The sequence below is a fragment of the Caballeronia sp. EK genome, from assembly GCF_014384845.1.
Taxonomy (GTDB): domain Bacteria; phylum Pseudomonadota; class Gammaproteobacteria; order Burkholderiales; family Burkholderiaceae; genus Caballeronia; species Caballeronia jiangsuensis.
Window position 1 is genome coordinate 640,193 of record NZ_JACSUE010000001.1, and the last position, 18,502, is coordinate 658,694.

The window sequence follows — 18,502 nt, forward strand, 5'->3', positions numbered from 1 at the left end:
AGTCGGGCATTCAGTCGCCGTTAAAGAGTAGTTTGTCCAAGCATAAGCGGATAGTAGTCCGGAAGGCGGCAACGTGTACGTATTCACGCCCGATCTCGCTCATTCTGCGCGAACGCTGCCGGCGTTCGTTCAGCAGTCCGCGCAACAAAGACGCAAGGAATTCGGCGAATTGGAGGTCGCGACCATCTTTCGCGCGGTCGCTACGATAGAACTATCCAGTCGCCTGACGTCATCGCTAACCCTCCTGCTCGAGTTTCACTATCGCGAACCAGGCAAGGCATTGATATTCGCGACAGTGGTCGCTCACCGTCCGAGCTTGCGCGACAGCATCGGTCAACCTGGCGCACCCGATCTCCAATTCACCATCAGCGCGAGCGAGAAGCGCCTCTTCCCGCATGAGCTCAAGCACCCGCAGGTTACGGCGTCTGGCCATCGCGCCGGTGTCGGGTGCGCTCGATGTCGTTCGCCAGCTGCGTCAGCCGTGACAGGCTGTAAAGGCCCTCGACCACGTCAAACAAAGCGCCTCTACGCTCCGGCAGCCTGCTCGCGCATGCGGCGAGCTTCGTCGCGCAGGAACTGCTGATAATCGTCGAGATCGCCGTCGAAGGGCTCGACGCCACCCTTGGTGACGAGCCAGAATTCATCACATACCGCTCGCAGGAGGGACCGGTCGTGACTGACCAGCATCACCGTGCCTTCGAATTCGTTGAGTGCCATGCCTAGCGCTTCGCGGGTAGCCAGGTCCAGGTGGTTGGTAGGCTCGTCGAGCAGCAGCAAGTTGGGACGCTGCCACACGATCATGCACAACACGAGCCGGGCCTTTTCGCCGCCGCTCATCGTGCCGACTGCCTGATGGACCATGTCGCCGCTGAAACTGAAGGTGCCGAGAAAGGTGCGAAGGGATTGTTCAGTACCACTCTGGCCGGGCGCGCGCATGTGCGCCGGCGTGTCCTTGGCGAGCCGAATCATGTGTTCCATCGGCGTGTCGAGAGGACGCAGCACGTCGAGTTCCTGCTGTGCGAAGTAGCCTATGTTCAACCCTTTGCCTTCGCTGATTTCGCCGGCAATCGGCGCCAGCGCGTGCGCCACTGTTTTCACCAGCGTGGACTTGCCCTGGCCATTGGCACCGAGAATGCCGATGCGTTGACCGGCCAGCACAGATCGGTTGATGCCCCGAACGATGACGGTGGGCGGCGTGCCCGGCGGTGCGTCGGCCGGCGCCGGATAGCCGAAGCTCGCATCCAGCATCGACAACAGCGGGTTCGGAACGTTGAGCGGCTCCTTGAACTCGAAGTTGAACTCTGCGTCGGCAAGCACTGGCGCGATCTTTTCCATGCGTTCGAGCGCCTTGACGCGGCTTTGCGCCTGCTTCGCCTTCGAAGCCTTGGCCTTGAAACGGTCGATGAATTTTTGCAGGTGGGCGATCTTGTCCGCTTGCCTGGCCATCGCGGCCTGCTGCAACAGGAGTTGCTCAGCGCGCATGTCTTCGAACTTGCTGTAGTTGCCGCCGTAACGCACGAGCTTGGCGTTGTCGACGTGCACCGTCACCTGCGTCACCGAGTCGAGAAATTCGCGATCGTGGCTGATCACGACCAGCGTTCCTTGATAGCGCTTGAGCCATGCTTCAAGCCAGACCAGCGCGTCGAGGTCAAGGTGATTGGTCGGCTCGTCGAGCAGCAGCAAGTCGGACGGGCACATCAGCGCGCGCGCCAACTGCAATCGCATGCGCCAGCCGCCGGAGAAACTATTGACCGGCTCGCCAAGCTGCGCAACAGTGAAGCCAAGGCCCAGGATCAGCGCCTGGGCGCGCGCGGGGGCATCGTGTGCACCGGCGTCGTGCAGGGCCATGTAGGCGTGCGCCATGCGCATGCCGTCCTCGCTGGCCTCAGCGGCGGCAACTTCGGCCTGCGCGGCAAGCAGTCCGATGTCACCCTCGATTACGAAGTCGGTCGCACTCAGCTCTGTTTCCGGCATATCCTGCGCGACTTGGCCCATCTTCCACGCAGCGGGAATCGAAAACTCGCCGCCGTCTTCGTGCAGCGTACCGTTGAGAAGGCCGAAGAAGGACGATTTTCCCGCGCCATTGCGGCCAACAAGGCCAATCTTTTCGCCAGGGGTGAAGGTTACGGACGCGCGGTCGAGCACGACATTGACGCCGCGGCGCAGCGTGACATTTCGGATGGAAATCATGAGGAGCGGCTTCGAAGAGGATAGGCATGATAGCCGACCGGACGTACAGACCGGACACTTTTCGGGCCGCACGGGTGAAGAACCACTTTCGCTTTGCTGCGTCCACCGCTCACAAAGCAAGGCGAACGCTGACGCACGGGCGTTCCAGTTGCGGGGACATCGACCATATTGTGAAAGGCGGATCTTGGTCGATCGTGAAATTACAAGGCTGGACCCGAACAACAGCGATCGATGATTGAAAGGCGAACGTTCCTAGACGACCCACAAGAGACGCTCGTCCCACTTTGAAACGGTCATTTAGTGCCTGCAAGTCACATCAGTAGAAAGAAGCGAATCCACCGTCTATGCCATCATCCGGTACATTGACCCGACTACCGGAGATCATGATGAGCAGCAAGTGGTTTTCGAAATTCGCGAGCTACCTTTCCACGATGACCGGTAGACCCGCCACCTTTGTGATGGCCGTTGCCCTTGTGCTCGTGTGGGCGATCACCGGCCCGTTCTTTCACTACAGCGACACATGGCAACTCGTGATCAACACGTCGACCACGATCGTCACGTTCCTGATGGTCTTCCTGATCCAGAACACGCAGAACCGTGACACGGCCGCGATGCAGATCAAGCTCGACGAGCTGATCCGCGCAATGGAAGGTGCGCATAACGCGCTGCTCGATCTCGAAGAACTCGAGGAAAAAGATCTGAGTCGTTTCCGAAAACACTATGAAAAATTGGCGGAAGAAGCGCGGACCGCGCTGCGCGCGGGCGACAGCGACACCGGTTCGCCGTTCGTCGACAACCACGATGGCAATGATGACGAGCGGCGAGGCGATGAGAATCGCGATGCCAAACCGGGGGCCGCGCCGCTACGCGGCTAGCAAACGCGCTGTCCGACTGCGGTGCGCATTTGCTTGCGCGCGTCAACACCTTGGCTGGCGCTTTTCTAGACGGCGAGCGAATGACCGAAAGTGGCCGACTGCCGAAGATCGCAGTTTCGAGCGCCCCGCCCGGTCCTCTTGCGCGAAGAGACCCCGTTCTTCAACATGGCTAATGGCATAAGCGTCACCGACAATGCTGAACTTCACAGCATGCCCCCCGCGATCACGCCTGCGTACCCCGCCACGGACCGCCTTGCGCACTGAACGAACGTACAAGTCCCCGCTGGCCGGCTTCCGGGTCGATACTATCTGCACGCCTGCTAGCACGTCGATGTTCACGCCCTTGAAGATCCAGCGGTGAGCTTCACCAGCAGCCGGACGACGATCGCATGTCTGATTCCGTCTGGAGGGCATATGCAGCTCGATTCAAGTTTTGGATTGTCGGTACGTCCCGCCCGAAACTCCCACCTTTCTCATCATCCCAGGATCCGCGCGCGCCGTTTGCGGGTTCGTCCATTGTCGGTGGCGCTGCTTTTCGCCACCGCTTGTTTGGAGCTATCCAGCATCGAGGCGCACGCGGCTCCGCCCTTGCCGAAGGGCGGACAGTTCGTCGCGGGCAGCGGCTCGATCAGCGGCGGCGGGCAGTCGCTGACGATCAACCAGACCACCTCACGCGGCGTGATCAACTGGTCCAGTTTCTCGATCGCCAACGGCCGCGCCGTCATGTTCAATAACGGCAGCGGCGCGACGCTCAACCGCGTCACGGGCGGCGATCCGTCGGTGATTCTCGGCGCGCTCAACGCGAGCGGCAGCGTCTATCTGATCAACCCGCAGGGCGTGCTCGTCGGGCCGACGGGCGTAATCGCGACGGGCGGGCGCTTCGTCGCCTCGGCGCTCGACGTCGATAACAATGCGTTCATGCAGGGCGGCGCACTCACGCTTTCGGGCGGCGGGAGCGGCGTCGTCGTGAATCTGGGCCGCATCGGGTCGAGCGGCGGCGATGTCTTCCTCGTCTCGCGCACGCTCGTGGCGAACCTCGGCAGCATCGATGCGGCGCAGGGCACTGCCGAACTCGCGGCAGGCAGCCAAGTGCTGTTGCAGGATGCATCGGGCATCCAGCAGGTGTTCGTGCAGACGGGCAGCGGCGGCACGGCGCTGAACGCGGGCGCGATCCGCGCCGCGCAGATCAACCTGCAAGCCGCCGATGGCAACGTCTATGCGCTCGCCGGTCACAGCGCCGCGGTCCGCGCGACCGGCACGGCCACGCGCGATGGTCATGTCTGGCTCGTCGCGGATTCGGGCGGCGTGCATGCGAACGGCAACGTGTCCGCGAGCAACGCAAACGGCAGCGGCGGCACGGTGGAGACGCGCGGCAACACGCTGGACGTCGGCGGCGCGACGGTGTTGGCCGGTACGTGGAAGCTCGGCGCGCCCGCCTTCACCCTTGACGGAAGCAATGCGGGCGCGGTCTCGCGCAGCCTGAATGCTGGCACGTCCGTGGATGTCGAGGCGTCGGTGGGCGATCTGGCCGTCAACGGCAACGTGCAATGGAACGGCGCGGCGGCGCTGACGCTCGGCGCGGCTCACGACGTGACGATCGCTGCGAACACGACGATCGCCAATGCCGGAAGCGGTAACCTCACGCTGCGTGCGGACAGCGGCGGCGTCGACAACGGCGGGAGCATCAAGAATGGCGGGACGATCGACTGGTCGAAGAGCACCGGCATCGTCAGCGCTCTCTACGATATGACCGGGAACGACTCGCCGGGCACCGTGCTCGCCAACACTAGCTGGACCGCGGCGCCATATAGCGGGCTCGTCACGCAGATTACCGCGTACAGGCTCGTCAACAACGTCAACGACTTGCAGAACGTTGCGCTCGATGTCGCGGGGAACTACGCGCTCGGCAAGGACATCGACGCGAGCGGCACGACGGTCTTCAATCCGATCGGGTCACTGCCCGGCCCGATCGCCGCACTGTCCGACGCGCCGTTCACGGGCCAGTTCGACGGCATGGGCCATACGATCGACAACCTGAGGATCAACGGCGTGGCCTACGGACCGATCGACATCGGCCGGGGCGGACCCACCGCGGCGCTGGGTCTCTTTGGGGTCGTGGGGAAGAATGGCGTGGTGCGCAATGTGAACCTCGCCAACGCAGCCATCGGCGTCGGATCGAATGTCGGGTCGTTCGGGCTGCTCGTCGGCGTCAATTACGGGCTCGTCACCTACTCGTCCAGTTCCGGCAACGTCACCGACTTCATCATTATCGGCGGTGGTCCCGACGGCGGTCTCGTCGGCAGCAACTACGGCACCGTCGAGCGATCGTCCAGCAGTGCAGCGGTGCGCACGCAAGGGGATGCGGGCGGGCTCGTGGGCGACAACCACGGGACCATCGCGCAGTCGTTCGTCACCGGTTCGGTCGGCCGCGGCTCGCACGGCGGCACCGGCGGCATCGTCGGGACCAATGCGGGGCTCCTCACGCAGTCATATGCAACAGGTTATGCGCAGGACGCGGGGCTCGCCGATGACAACACGGCGACCGGCATCATCGACCAGTCGTTCGCGGCCAACCTGGTCAGCGGCCCCGGCGAGCCAGGCTCGTTTCACGGCGGCGTCGCGTTTTATAACTACGGCGCGATCCATAACAACGTCTACTGGGACAGGACGGTGACGACGCAAACGAGCGCCTTCACCATCGGCAACGGCACCGCGCCGCCCGACAGCAACGGCCTTACCACGACGCAGATGAGCAACGCGTCGAACTTCCTCGGCTGGAACATCCCGGCGGGAGGCGTCTGGGCGATGCCAGTTGGCGCGACGCATCCGGTGCTGCAGTGGCAGCAGGGACATTATTAATACGAGGACATTCGATGACCTTGGCCATGACCCAGATCAACACGCCATGTTTATCAAGGTGTGACAAGCGAGACTTTGCCGCCGATGCTGACTCAGCAGCAAGCAGTGGGAAAACGTGCGCTGCACGCAGGCTAGGCGCGCATCACAAGCTCGTCCAGAACATGGCGATTTCTTCGATATGCAAGGAATCGAATAGCAGTTCCTGGCTCGCGAACAGTGACGGCATGGCTGCCGACGCCTGCGAGCCCCAACCGCGCGCCGCTTCGGCCCAGCCATTCGGCCCAAACGCCGGCTCCGGCTTCAATGCGCACGCGTTCAGCATGCGCAACACTTCCCAGTCCTTGCACAGCCTGAAACTTCCCGGCGCGCCCGCGACGCCGAAAACCAGCCGCCCCGACAGCCCCGCCCTGCCCGTGACCTTGCTCGACACGGCGATCACGCGCAATGGCGTCTCCAGCGCTTCGGCCATGCAGATCACGCCGTGCAGACGAGAGGCGGCCTGCAGCACCTTTTCCATCAGCGGGTGACCCACGCCCATCAGATCTCCGGTATTGGCAGGCGCCTTGCGATCGAACAACAGGTTGTCGTAGTGACGGCGGATGGCGTGACTCGTGACCCACTCCTCGGGCGTCTTGAAGGACAGCGCGAGGTCTTCCACTTTCGGACGCCGCCGGTTATGCACCAGCGAACCTTGTACGAACGGAAGCAGGTCGGGAAGATCGACCGGAGGAACCTCCTTCAGCGCCGACAGATCGAATCCCGCGGCACGGCCCACGAGGTCGCGCACCGTCTGAATGGCCGACACGCCGCCGAGCGTTCCCGTCACTTCGTCGAACCAGGTATCGAGCCGTTCGCGCGGCAGGTCCGGCGCGCCGGCAAAGAGTTGTTCGAAAAGACGCTCGCCGCTCATGCCGAGAACCAGCTGAAGCAGATCTTCCGGCTCGTCCATGGCGGAGCCGACGGCGCGCATGATGCTCGCGAGCTTGCTCTCGAGTTTCTCCCAGATCATGGATTCGACCGTGTCGGGATTGCGCAGCGACACCACCAACACCGTGCGCGTCTGCCCGTAGCGGTTCAGCCGCCCGACGCGCTGATGCAGGCGCATCGGGTTCCATGGCAAGTCGACGTGAATCAGCGCGCTGCAACGGCGTTGCAGATCGATGCCCTCGCCGCCGGCTTCCGTGGACACGAGAAAGCGGATGCGGCCTGCGTTGAAGGCATCGCACGTGTCGTCCCGGCGGCTCGGCAGCGACGTCCTGCGACCGTCCGGCAGCAGCACGCTGTCGAGGCGGTCATCGCCATTCAGGAAGCCGACGCTGCCTTGCCCGAACCCGGCCATCAACGCCGATACGATCAGCGACTGGGTCTGCTTGTACTCCGTGAACAGCAGCACGGGCTCGCCAGCAAAGCGCTCCCTGATGACTTCGATCACCTTGCGCACACGCGTTTCTTCCGTCACCTGCTGGCCGGCTTCGATCAGGTCGTCGAGATAACGTCCCTCGTCTTCCATCAACCGAAGACGGGCGCGGCGGTCGTCGCGCATCCAGACGTCGAGCGCCTTACGGGTATCGTCGTCGTCCGTCTCGGACTCCAGATCGAGTTCGCTGCGCGAGCGGATCGCTTCCTGTCTGAGCCTTTTGCGCCGCGTATCCAGCGCCGCCAGCACCGCGGCAATGGAACTGGATGCCAGCTTTTGCAGCGCGATGAGCACGAGCATCACCTGCCCACCTTCGGTCCGGTTCAGCGACGAGGCATAGGCGCGCCCTTCCATGATGAACCTGGACATCAGCTTGTAGAACACTTCTTCCGCGGGCGTGTAGCGGAACGTCTCCGGATGCTGCTCCACCGGCTTGAAAAGTCGCTCGCCGTGCATGTCCGTGGCTTTCTGCTTTGCATTGCGGATCAGATAGCGCGGCAGCGCGGCGAGCATCGCGGCTTCGTCGCGTTTCGGGCCGAACACGTCGCGGTCGACCAGACTCATCAGCGACCAGAAGCCATAGCTCTTGCCGCGGTGCGGCGTGCCGCTGAACAGCACGCACGAATCGACCTTTCCGGCCAGTTGAAGTTTGTCGAGGAGATCGAAGCCCAGCGTTCGTTTGGCGCTGTCATCGACATTCAGATGATGCGCCTCGTCCACGATCACCATGTCCCAGGCGGGCGCTTCGAGCAAACGCTCGTGACGGCCCTTGTTGTCGGCACGCAAGGTCGGCAGCGATGCGACCACGATCTGATGGATGCCCCAGAAGTCGGCGCGCTGCGTGTCGACCTCCGGGTGATAGATGGCCGCGCGGATGTCGAACATGCTCTTCAGGCGCTGCTGCCATTGTTCGACGAGCTTCGCCGGCGCCAGGATGAGCACCCGCTGTACCTTGCGGCTGGCGAGCAGCGGCCACAGCACGAGGCCGGCCTCGATGGTCTTACCCATGCCCACGTCATCGGCGATAAGAAGGCGGATCGGCCACTCGCGCAGGGCACGATGACACACCCAGAGCTGGTGGGGCAGCAAGGAGATGCGCGAGCGCGTAAACACGCCCCATGCATCGTTGACCGAAGCGATCGCGGCGGCCTGAGCCTTGAGCCCCACTTCGAGCGATGAGGCCAGCGTCACTTCAGGCACGGCATCGGAAACCGATGCGAGTTCGGTCAGTTCCGCGCTCAGCACTTGTTCGATGCCATGCGCGAACCGCACGATCGAGGTCGCACCATCGATCAGAAGCACACTTCCCTGCCCGAAGCCCCGATGCATCACCGTCATGCCCGCGGCCATGCGCGCGCGCTCGCCATTCGTGTCGGCGGGTTGGTTCATAGTGTTTCCTTTTCGGCTTCGCATGCGCCGTAATCGTCGCGATCCTCGTTGTTCCATTGGATCACTTCGCGCTGGCGGTCCGGATTGTTCGCGAGCAGGAGCAGCGGTATGTCGAAGTCGCCGGCAAAGCTTGCCCGTTGCACGTCGCCAAGTTCTTCCAGCAGCAACGCGTGAATGTCCTCGCTCGTTTCCACGGCCTCGTAACCCATGCCGGACACCAGCTCGCGCACGCCCCGCACTGGCATGAACGCCATCTGATGCGTGGCTTCCGAATTCAGCACGCCGGTGCGCAGCAGTTCGCGGATCACCAGGTTGTGGCCGAGGTGCAAGGTCCGATGAAGCGTCGGCGCTTCCAGGTCCGAACCGCTGAGCGAGGCGTCGGATGCGGGCGTCAGCAGATGCCGTAGCGTCTGCGTATCGCGAAGTTGCGCACTCTGGAAAAGCTCGACGTAGTTATCGAACCAACGCGCCATGCGATAGAGGCGCGGAAACCCGTCCATCCATTGTTCGAACTCGGCCGAGACCTGGCTCGACTCGGCGTAGTCGCGCAGGATGTTCATCCAGTCTTCGACCGCTTCCTGCGGGTCCAGCTGGCTGATCGTGTACCACCAACCCTTGCGTTCGAGGAAGTCGAGGAAGCCGCGATGCTGTGCGTCATTCGCGCGGCCCACGCGCCTGAACACGGCCAGGCTGAAAAGCGTCATCCAGGCTTCGCGATCGACGGCCTCAGCGGCCAGGCGCTGCTTGTCGATGCGCTGCGGCCACAAGCCACGCTCATAGTCCGGCAGCAAGGTGTCGCGGTTCGCCTCCCACCAGTCGTGAATCATGTCGAAGGTGAGTTCGGCTGCGGGGTCGCCGTACGTTTCGGCGGCGTCCGCTTCGTCTTCGGGGATGCGACCGAGCAGCGAAAGCATGTAGGTGCGTTCGGACTCGCGCAGATGCGCCAGTAGCTCATGCCCGACATGCAGGCCGCCTATCCAATTGTCAAACAAGGGCGAACCGCGGATCGCGGTCCAGACCATCTCCCGGTTCAGATGGTGCGACAGCCACTCGATCGCGGCAGCGCGGCTTTCGCGCGAAGCGGCCTGCACGCACCAATTCGCCACTTCGGAATCGTAGTCGGGGCGCGAGTACAGATTGTCTCGTATGACTTTCCACGCGTGCGCGTGGGTCTCGTAGGCCGGATCGAGGAGCAATTCCGCCGGAGCCAGCCGCAGCAGCGCGTCGCCTGCCTGCAGATTCGTGAGTAGTGCGCCGGCGCGCTTCCACGTCCCGGAACGCGCGCGGAAGTGCAGTTCGAGGAGAACCCCCGTCCACGGCATCTCGGGCAGATTGGTCTGTGGCCACGCCTGCATGATTTCGGCGAGGATCGGCACGTCTTCGGGATTGACGCGCCGATTCGGACCAAACGCATGCAGAACGCTACCGCGCGCGAAATCTTCGATGACCGGCGCATCCTCCGTCTCCGGCCGGCGTTCCAGCCAGTCCTGTACTTCGCGCGCGCACCACGAAGCGCGCGGGAACTTGGCGGTGAAGGCGGCCCATCGCGACAGAATCGGCAGCAGCGACTGAAAGCGCTCGTAGGCAAACGCCAGTTCGATACTGTCGATATCGACGAACGCGGACGCTTCACCGCGCAGTCCGTTCGGCACGATGCCGGTGGCGTCGGTCACGCCATCGAACAGGGTCGATGCGAACGCCTCGGCGAGCAGCGCTTCCTGCGACGCATCCGCCGCAGGCTTGTTACCGATGATCTGTGTCCAGAGCGCGTGCCAGTACTCCGCCACGCTCAACTGCGACGACGCCGACAAGGTGTCCGCCCAGGCAGCCCAATCCCCGCTCGTGCGATTCAGAAGCTCGACGACGACGGGCGTCAGCGCCTCGGCCAGCGCGGCGGCGGTTCGCTGGTTGCGCGCCGCCGCCGCGCCATGCGGCAGGCTGCCCCGCCCGGTATCGATATCGAAGCGGGCGTTGAGGATCAGGCCTGTCGCCGGCATGCCACGGGTCGGCGCATTGACCCACACGGCGGGTGCGGCATGCTCGGCATCGTGCGCGAACGGAACCGCCCTGTCTTCGATGCGCAGCGCAACGGCGCCTTGCGCGCATCGCAGCACGAGAAGATTGCTCGGCGCGAGTCCTTTGCCACGCGGCAGCGGCAGTTGCACCCGGCCAAGCTCGCACCATGCACCGGACGTGACATCGATCAGACGCCTGGGCTGCCACGAGTGCGTGGCGCCATCGACCTCGATATGGCGCACCTGGCGTGTGAAGACGGCACACATGCCCGCCAGCGATACGAAACGCGGCAGCATGGCGTCCGCGACCTCCTCGCTGACCGGCAGCTCGACGACCGTTGCCCGCAGTCCATCCTTCTTCTGAAGCCGGACCACTTCCCTGACGGGCGCACTCAGTTCGGCCCGCTGCGGCAGGCAGCCCGCGATGATCTCGAAACGCAGGTCGCCGCTCGACACGACAGGCCGGTCCGTGGCAAGCAGCACGCTCTTGAAGCCGAGGCCGAACTTGCCCGTGGTGCCCTCTTCGTCTTCCTTGCCGGATGCGCCCAGCATGAGCATGCGTTCGAGGTCGCGCGCGTGTTCCTGCCGGTAGCCTTTCCGCTTGCCCGACGTGTTGATCGGACGCCCCCAGTGCATGAACATCACGCTCGCACCGCCGCGCGCCATGACGAAGCGGCCGATGTCCTTCTCGGAAAATAGCGGGCGCTTTTCTTCCTGCTGCATCGACTGGAACTCGAGGACGGCGTCATCGGCGTTCTGCAGCAGTTCGAAGGGCACGCTCGAACGCTCGTAGTGATACGTCTGGACCTTCTTCCGGATGGCCGCGAGAATCCGGTCCTGCACGGATAGATCGGTGTTGACGAGCTCCGCCAGCCAGGCTTGCGCTTGCATGACCTTCTCGTCGGAATTCACAAAGCCGGACCGTCTCCGCCGCGCACTGTGATGCTCGTTTTTCGCCGACCGCAGGGCGTCGAGCGCGCGCTGAACCGGCTTGTACTTGCACACCTGAGGCCATTGCTGCAACAGGGACGGCAAGCTATCCAGAATGGCGTCACGCGCCACGTCCAGGTCGACCTGATCCGACTCCTCGAAGCGGCTCCACAAGGCGGTCAGATTCGCATGCGGCTGGTTGTAGAGATGCAGAAACAACTCTTCCGCCGTGCGCTGCAGGATCTCTTTCTGGCGCGCCAAATCGAAGCGGAGCAGGCAATCGGCGGGACGCATGCGGACTTCGACGCCGCCGCCGTTGAGCCAGTAGAGGCTGCCGGCCAGCAAACTGGACATCGAGTCGACTGCTGCCAGCGGAAGCACGCGCTCCTCGCCGGTCAGCGACTTCACGCGCACCTCCGAACCTTTGCATTCGATCAACATGGGCTGCAGTATCTGGAACGGCTGTTCCGGCGACGCGTGGCCGCCCATCCACCTTTTCCGCCTGACCACGCCGTTTTCATAACCAGGATCCGTCCAGTTCAGATCCAGCAGATATTCGGCATAAGGCAATTGTCCGAGCCAGCGTTCGCTCAGTTTCCGCGCGCGGCTTCCAAACAACCCGATCACCGCGCCGACCGCCTGTTCGACCGACGTCTGCGCGAGCGGATCGCACCATTCGGCGAGCGCAGTTTCGAGGTCCGCAGCGTCCGCGTGTTCTGCATGCTCGGTATGGCCGGGGGCGGCTTCGGTCTGATCGGCGGAATTTAGATCGTTTCTGAGGATAACGCCCGTCAGAATCGCCAGCGCCTGCGGATGCAGCGAGTCCGCCTCGGCAATGCCGAACGCTCCGGCGGCCAGTTCCGACGCCCGGCGCCACTGGCGGTCGGCCGACAGCAAACTGAGGTGCGGGAGCCGGAGCCTGAGCACATCGGCGGGTGCGCTGTCGACCCACTCCTTCAGATAGAGCACGAAAGCTGACTCGACCGACGGGCTCGCGTTCTTGCTCGACAGTTCGGCCAGCACCTGCTCCGTCTGTTCGACAGACAGCGGCCGCGTGATCTTCTCGAGCACCGTCGATTTCACGGCGCCGAGGTTGACCGCGCTCGCGGCCTTGTAAACCAGCGCCCAGCCCGGCAGGCTTTCCAGCGACGAGAGCACGCCGCGCAACTGTTCGAGGCAGCTCACATCGAGTTGTGCAGCGGCGCGGCCTATCCGGCGGTCGGCGCACTCCATCATCTCGGCAAAGGCCGTCAACGCCTCTTCGCCGCAAGACACGTGTTCCTCGAGCGCATCGAATTGGCTGTGACTACGCACGGCATCCGCGAGATCCTGCAGGCCGGCGAAGTAATAATCGCATCGCTGGGCCATGTCGCTGATGTCCGCGCGAAGTTCATCGAGCCGGACAAGGTTCGACAGGGCGATCTTCCCGCCGGATGCGAGCGGTAGCCAGGGCGTGTCGCGCCACAACGCCCCAAGGTCCGAAGCCTGCAGATCGGGGAGCAGATTCATCAGATGCGTCCAGTGACGAGACGCATCGTCCGATGCCAGAAGCGCGCGCGCCGCCTCGTTCGCCGACCATTTCGTGATCAGCGCCCTCTGACGACGGGCGTGTGCGCTGCTGTCGGACGGCGCGATAATGCGCAACCCGTGCCTGAACTCAGGCGGAAGCATGGACCGGACGCCGAGAAAACAGGCGGGCGTGATCGGACCGAAGGTTCCATCCGAGTCGCGATGCAAAGGTAGACGCCGCCACACATCCTCGTGTTCGATCTCGCCGAGCAGGGTATCGCGTTCCGCAGGCGTGAACTGCGCTGCATCCACTTTGTCGAGGCCGCCGCCCTTTGCCAGTGATTCGATCACCGATTGCTGTTCCATCGACTGAATGTTCAGTTGCCCGCAACATTGAGGGTTCAGGTGGCGTGTCAGCGAATACGGAAGAACGTTCCACGAATCAGCGGCGGCCATTCGCAAGAGCCGTACCCACGGCGAATCGTGGTTAGACGAGTCTTTCCAGAGCGGCTCGGTTGATTTGAACTGCTCGGTCCGGCCATGTAGCAGATAGCGGATGCCATCGCGTACGGGCGCCGTGGTCAGATCGGCGTCCGCGACGCTGTTCAGAAGCGCGGCACGTTGTTCGGACGTTCCGAGCGCGCGTACGGCGGTCTGCATGCCAATGGCGCGAAACATGGCAGTCGCATCGTTGGCCCGCGGAACCTCGCGCTTTTGCCCCAGCTGGGCCGACTCGACCAGCATACCGAGGGACTTATCGACGACCAGCGGACGAAGTCCCGGCACCGCATGCGCCAGCTTCCTACACAACCCGATCGTGTCGATGTCAGCCGCCCGGAACAACTGACTGCTTTGGTGCGAGTCGGACAACGCCACCAGCGAGCAGGCGAGTTTGTCTCCGCTTCCGGCATTCACAGCGCTCAAGACGCGCAGGTTCGGCCAGTGGCGCAGCAAGTCGTGCTGCGCCTTCTCCGGCCCGGTCGCCTTGATCAATCCGTCCGCGGCATCCAGACAGGCCGTCATATCCATGCCCTTTTCGACCAGCCCTGCGACGCTACGCAGCCAACTGACGATGTCCGCGCTCGCGGGGCGGCCGTTGTCATTCGATGGCGCCATCTCGGCGGGGATGAGCAGCGCCTCGGCCTCGACGTCGAACAGCGCGCGATAGACGAATTCGGGCAAGGCGCGCTTCGCATCCTGTTCGCGCGTGCCAAGACCGAAGCGCCGCGCAGCCGGCAACAATTCGATGAGTTCCCGGAACGGAGAGCGGTTGGCGCGCAACGCCGCCAGCGGCAAGTCGCGCAATGCCTTGCGCAGTGCGGCGACCAGCCGCGTCTGAACATCCGACATCTGCAAGGCTACGAACCGATGCATCCGCAGAAAGTCCAGCAGATAGCGCAACTCGCTTGCGCCCTCGAGCGTGGACGCCTGGATGGAATCGATCACGCGGCAGACGTCTTCCGGTTCCCACTGCAACTCGGCGTGACACAGGCGCGGCGCGGTCTCGTCGATGAAGGTCGTCTCTTCGAATGCGGCCAGACCTGGCAAGGCGCGCCAAGGCCGCGCATGATCCTGATTGACCGGCTTGGGCAGCGGCAGCAGCCGGCCTGCGACGGGGCGCAACTCCCACGCCGGCCCTTCGCGGCGCAGAACGCGGACCCAGAGGTGCTCGCTGCACACGTGGGCTCCGAAAAGTTGCATGAAACGCGCGCCGGTCCCTGCTTCCTGCGAGGTGGCGCAACGCATCAGCGCGTCGGTCAACAGGCCGGTTTCGGCATCGTTGAACTTTTCGGCCCGCACATAGGCATCCAGCGCCGGCAGCAGGCCCGGCAGCACCACCTGCTGCGCCAGCGTCTGATTCCACGCGAGCTGCACAGCCGATTCCTTGCTCGCTTCGCCGGGTTCGATGACCGCATCTGCAAGCTGATCGATGCCATCGATACCGCGACGGCCGGCATCGACGAAAAACTGGCCATGCAGCGCGATGCGATACTCGCGCGAACTGCCATGCATGCGCGCTTCGTACGAGAAGCGCTGTTCGTCCGTCGGCAGGAACACGGCCCATTGCAGGCTGAGCCGGCCCACGCGGCCATCCGCATGCGAGAAGGCGACCGCGCCCTCGGGCTCGCCCTTGTCGGGCACCGGACCGCGTTTTCCAGCCGCGAGGATTGTATTGGTCTTCGGCCAGCCGGGCAGGCCCTTCAAGTGCGAGAACTGCTTCTGGCCGATCCGCGCCGTCTGCCGCGCCATGAAATGCAGGTGACCGGATTTCGGGCCGCCATCGTCGACCTTGCCGGCGATACTTAGGCCATCGGTGAGGTGATCCAGACGCCGCGGCGGGTTGCCCGCTTCGATGCGCAGCGCGAACCCCGGACGCTTCTGCGTGCCGGCGAACTCAACCGTCTCCAGGCAGCGCAAAAGCGGCAACAAGGCGCCGATGCGCTGGTCCATGCCGGCTTCGTCGAAGAAATCGAGATCGGGCTCGCCGTCCTCGCCTGGATAGCGGTCGATGATCGGCGCCGTCGGCACCCCGCCGATCTGCGGCACGTGGCTGCGCCGGCGCAGCGGCACCCACAGCATGAACCAGCTCTGGGCCGCCTGAGCCAGCGAACCGGCGGCGGCGACATCGCGGAGCGCCTGGAGATCGCGCGCGCTGCACGTTTCCCAGCGCTGATGCATATCGTGCGCGTTTTCATCCTGAATCCACGGATTGAGGACATCGTGATAATCCGTGTCGCCATCGTTTGCGACATAGAAAAACGCTTCGCACAGGTGATAAACGCTCTTCATGCCGAGCCCGAACTTGCCGATAGCACCCGTCTCGGCGGCCTTGCTGTTCACGCCGAACGATGCAATCGCGCTCTTGTCCGTTGCCCTGAAGCGGCCGTTGTTCAACACCCACAGCGCGGGACCACGCAGCAATTCGTGATCGGCCGACTCCTTTAGGCCCACGTGATATCCGAACAGGAGTGACGAAGCACCGGCGTCGTCGGCATTCTGAACGAGTTCCTTGAGGATGGGAAAACCGGTCTTGTACCGGTCGCGCAGATTGTTCGAAATCAGGTTGACGTAGTCAGTCTTGAACCCTGTCATTTGCCCCTCGGCTTAATCATTATTATTTGCAGTTGCGCTTGCGGTCAAAAAGCCTTATTTGTATTCGTCCAACGCAGCGCACAGCCAGCTGCGGATTATTGCACGGTGACTACGGCGCCCTTCGGTTAGTAAGTCATCAAAAATGTTTGCAAATCGGAAATCGCAGCCATTGATTTGAGATTCGACATGGTGCGCTGCCAGGCCGCGCACATCCACGCAGAATCGAAGAAGCGCTGTCGGATGGCAGCGTCCGTCTAGTTCAAGAACATCACGAAGCAGTGGGGATGCATGGATTCGTGCTGTCTCGCCACGGCTACTTCCTAAAAGTCGAACGGCCAGTCCGCGTATGGTCCCGCGACCGGGACGTGTACCCGCGGCGTCTAGACTTTGCCGGCATCCTCGGGTCCAGTTCAATTTAAGCGCTTCTACAAAAGCGGCAAATACACCAATCCGCGAACGCTGCCGGAACACTTCTTGCTCCATGCACGGGCAACAACCCGTTCGATTCCCCGTCCAATCCACGGAAGCCCTCGTAAGCCGGACTTCATTCAAGGCCTCTGGTCAACGATCTCTGGTACAAAAACGCGATCATCTACTGCCTGTCCGTTGGCACGTTCATGGACGCGAACGGCGATGGCGTCGGTGACTTCCGAGGCCTGCTGCGTCGGCTCGACTATCTTCAGGGGCTCGGCATCACCACGATCTGGCTGATGCCCTTCCAGCCGTCGCCCGGCCGCGACAATGGCTACGACATCACCGACTACTACAACGTCGATCCGCGCTACGGCTCGCTCGGCGACTTCACGGAGTTCACGCACGCGTGTCATCAGCGCGGCCTGCGCGTGATGATCGATCTCGTAGTGAATCACACGTCGGACCAGCACCCGTGGTTCCGGGAAGCGCGGCGCGATCCCGAATCGAAATATCGTGACTGGTATGTCTGGTCGAAGAAGCCGCCGGCCAACGCGAAGGATGGGGTGGTCTTCCCCGGCGTGCAAAAATCGACATGGACCTACGACAAGGAAGCGGCCATGTGGTACTTCCATCGCTTCTACGAGTTCCAGCCCGACCTGAACACGGCCAGCCCTCTCGCGCAGGCCGAGTTGCTCAAGATCATGGGCTTCTGGATCCAGCTCGGCGTCTCGGGCTTTCGCATGGACGCCGTGCCGTTTGTCATCGCCACCAAGGGCGCGCAGGTGAAAAGACCGGTCGAACAATACGACATGCTGCGCACGTTTCGCGAGTTCCTGCAATGGCGCAAGGGCGACGCGATCATTCTCGCGGAGGCGAACGTACTGCCCGACACCGATATGAAGTACTTCGGCGACGCCGGCGAACGATTGCAGATGATGTTCAACTTCCAGGTCAATCAGAACACGTTCTATGCGCTCGCGAGCGCGGACGTCGCGCCTCTGAAGAACGCGCTGGAGGCGACGAAGTCACGCGCCGCAACGGCTCAATGGGGCGTATTCCTGAGAAATCACGACGAACTCGACCTCGGCCGGCTTTCGCCCAGGCAGCGTGAAACCGTGTTCGCGGCGTTCGGCTCCGATCCCGCCATGCAGCTCTACGATCGCGGCATCCGCCGCCGCCTTGCGCCGATGCTCGATGGCGATCGTCGTCGGCTGGAACTTGCGTACAGCCTGATGCTGACGCTGCCGGGAACGCCCGTCGTGCGTTACGGCGATGAAATCGGCATGGGCGACGACCTGCGCCTGCCCGAGCGCGAAAGCGTGCGCACGCCGATGCAATGGTCCACCGAGCCGCATGCCGGCTTCACGAAGCATGATCGCCCCGTCTGTCCGGTGATCTCTGGCGGACCGTACGGCTTCGAACGCGTGAATGTCGCGAACCAGCGCCGCGACCCGAACTCGCTGCTGAACTGGATCGAGCGAATGATCCGCATGCGCAAGGAAGTGCCTGAGATAAGCTGGGGCGATTTCGCGATTCTGAAGGCATCGCGCGATGACGTGCTCGCAATGCTTTACCACTGGCGCAACAACTCGGTGGTCTGCGTGCATAACTTCAGCGCCGCTGCGTGCACGGTGAAGTTCCGCGTCGGCTCAAAAGCCGGCGAAAACGACGTACTCGTGAACCTGCTCTCCGACGACCACAGCCAGGGCAACGCGAAGGGGCAGCACACGGTTGTGCTCGAGCCTTACGGCTATCGATGGTTCCGGGTAGGCGGTCTCGACTACCTCCTGAAGCGCAGCGAAGTGTGACGT

General features: G+C 63.2%; 6 protein-coding genes. 3 read left to right on the top strand and 3 right to left on the bottom strand.

Annotated features, from left to right (window positions below; translation table 11 throughout):
- Positions 1-525: 525 nt before the first annotated feature.
- Positions 526-2,190, bottom strand: coding sequence for an ABC-F family ATP-binding cassette domain-containing protein (locus IAG25_RS02725; RefSeq protein ID WP_187603401.1), 1,665 nt, complete (start codon positions 2,188-2,190; stop codon positions 526-528).
- Positions 2,191-2,573: 383 nt separating this feature from the next.
- On the opposite strand from IAG25_RS02725, the gene IAG25_RS02730 reads away from it, so the two are divergent.
- Positions 2,574-3,065 (top strand): low affinity iron permease family protein, encoded by a 492-nt coding sequence (locus tag IAG25_RS02730; protein ID WP_035508998.1) that lies wholly within the window; start codon positions 2,574-2,576, stop codon positions 3,063-3,065.
- Positions 3,066-3,479: 414 nt separating this feature from the next.
- Positions 3,480-5,924, top strand: coding sequence for a two-partner secretion domain-containing protein (locus IAG25_RS02735; RefSeq protein ID WP_187603402.1), 2,445 nt, complete (start codon positions 3,480-3,482; stop codon positions 5,922-5,924).
- A 142-nt stretch (positions 5,925-6,066) separates the two neighbouring features.
- On the opposite strand, the gene IAG25_RS02740 is transcribed toward IAG25_RS02735, so the two are convergent.
- Positions 6,067-8,730 (bottom strand): DEAD/DEAH box helicase, encoded by a 2,664-nt coding sequence (locus IAG25_RS02740; RefSeq protein ID WP_222946340.1) that lies wholly within the window; start codon positions 8,728-8,730, stop codon positions 6,067-6,069.
- Positions 8,727-16,277, bottom strand: coding sequence for a sacsin N-terminal ATP-binding-like domain-containing protein (locus tag IAG25_RS02745; RefSeq protein WP_187603403.1), 7,551 nt, complete (start codon positions 16,275-16,277; stop codon positions 8,727-8,729). The genes IAG25_RS02740 and IAG25_RS02745 overlap by 4 nt, the downstream gene beginning before the upstream one ends.
- 557 nt (positions 16,278-16,834) lie before the next feature.
- Here IAG25_RS02745 and IAG25_RS02750 point away from each other — a divergent pair.
- Positions 16,835-18,499 (top strand): alpha-amylase family protein, encoded by a 1,665-nt coding sequence (locus IAG25_RS02750; RefSeq protein ID WP_187603724.1) that lies wholly within the window; start codon positions 16,835-16,837, stop codon positions 18,497-18,499.
- Positions 18,500-18,502 lie beyond the last annotated feature (3 nt).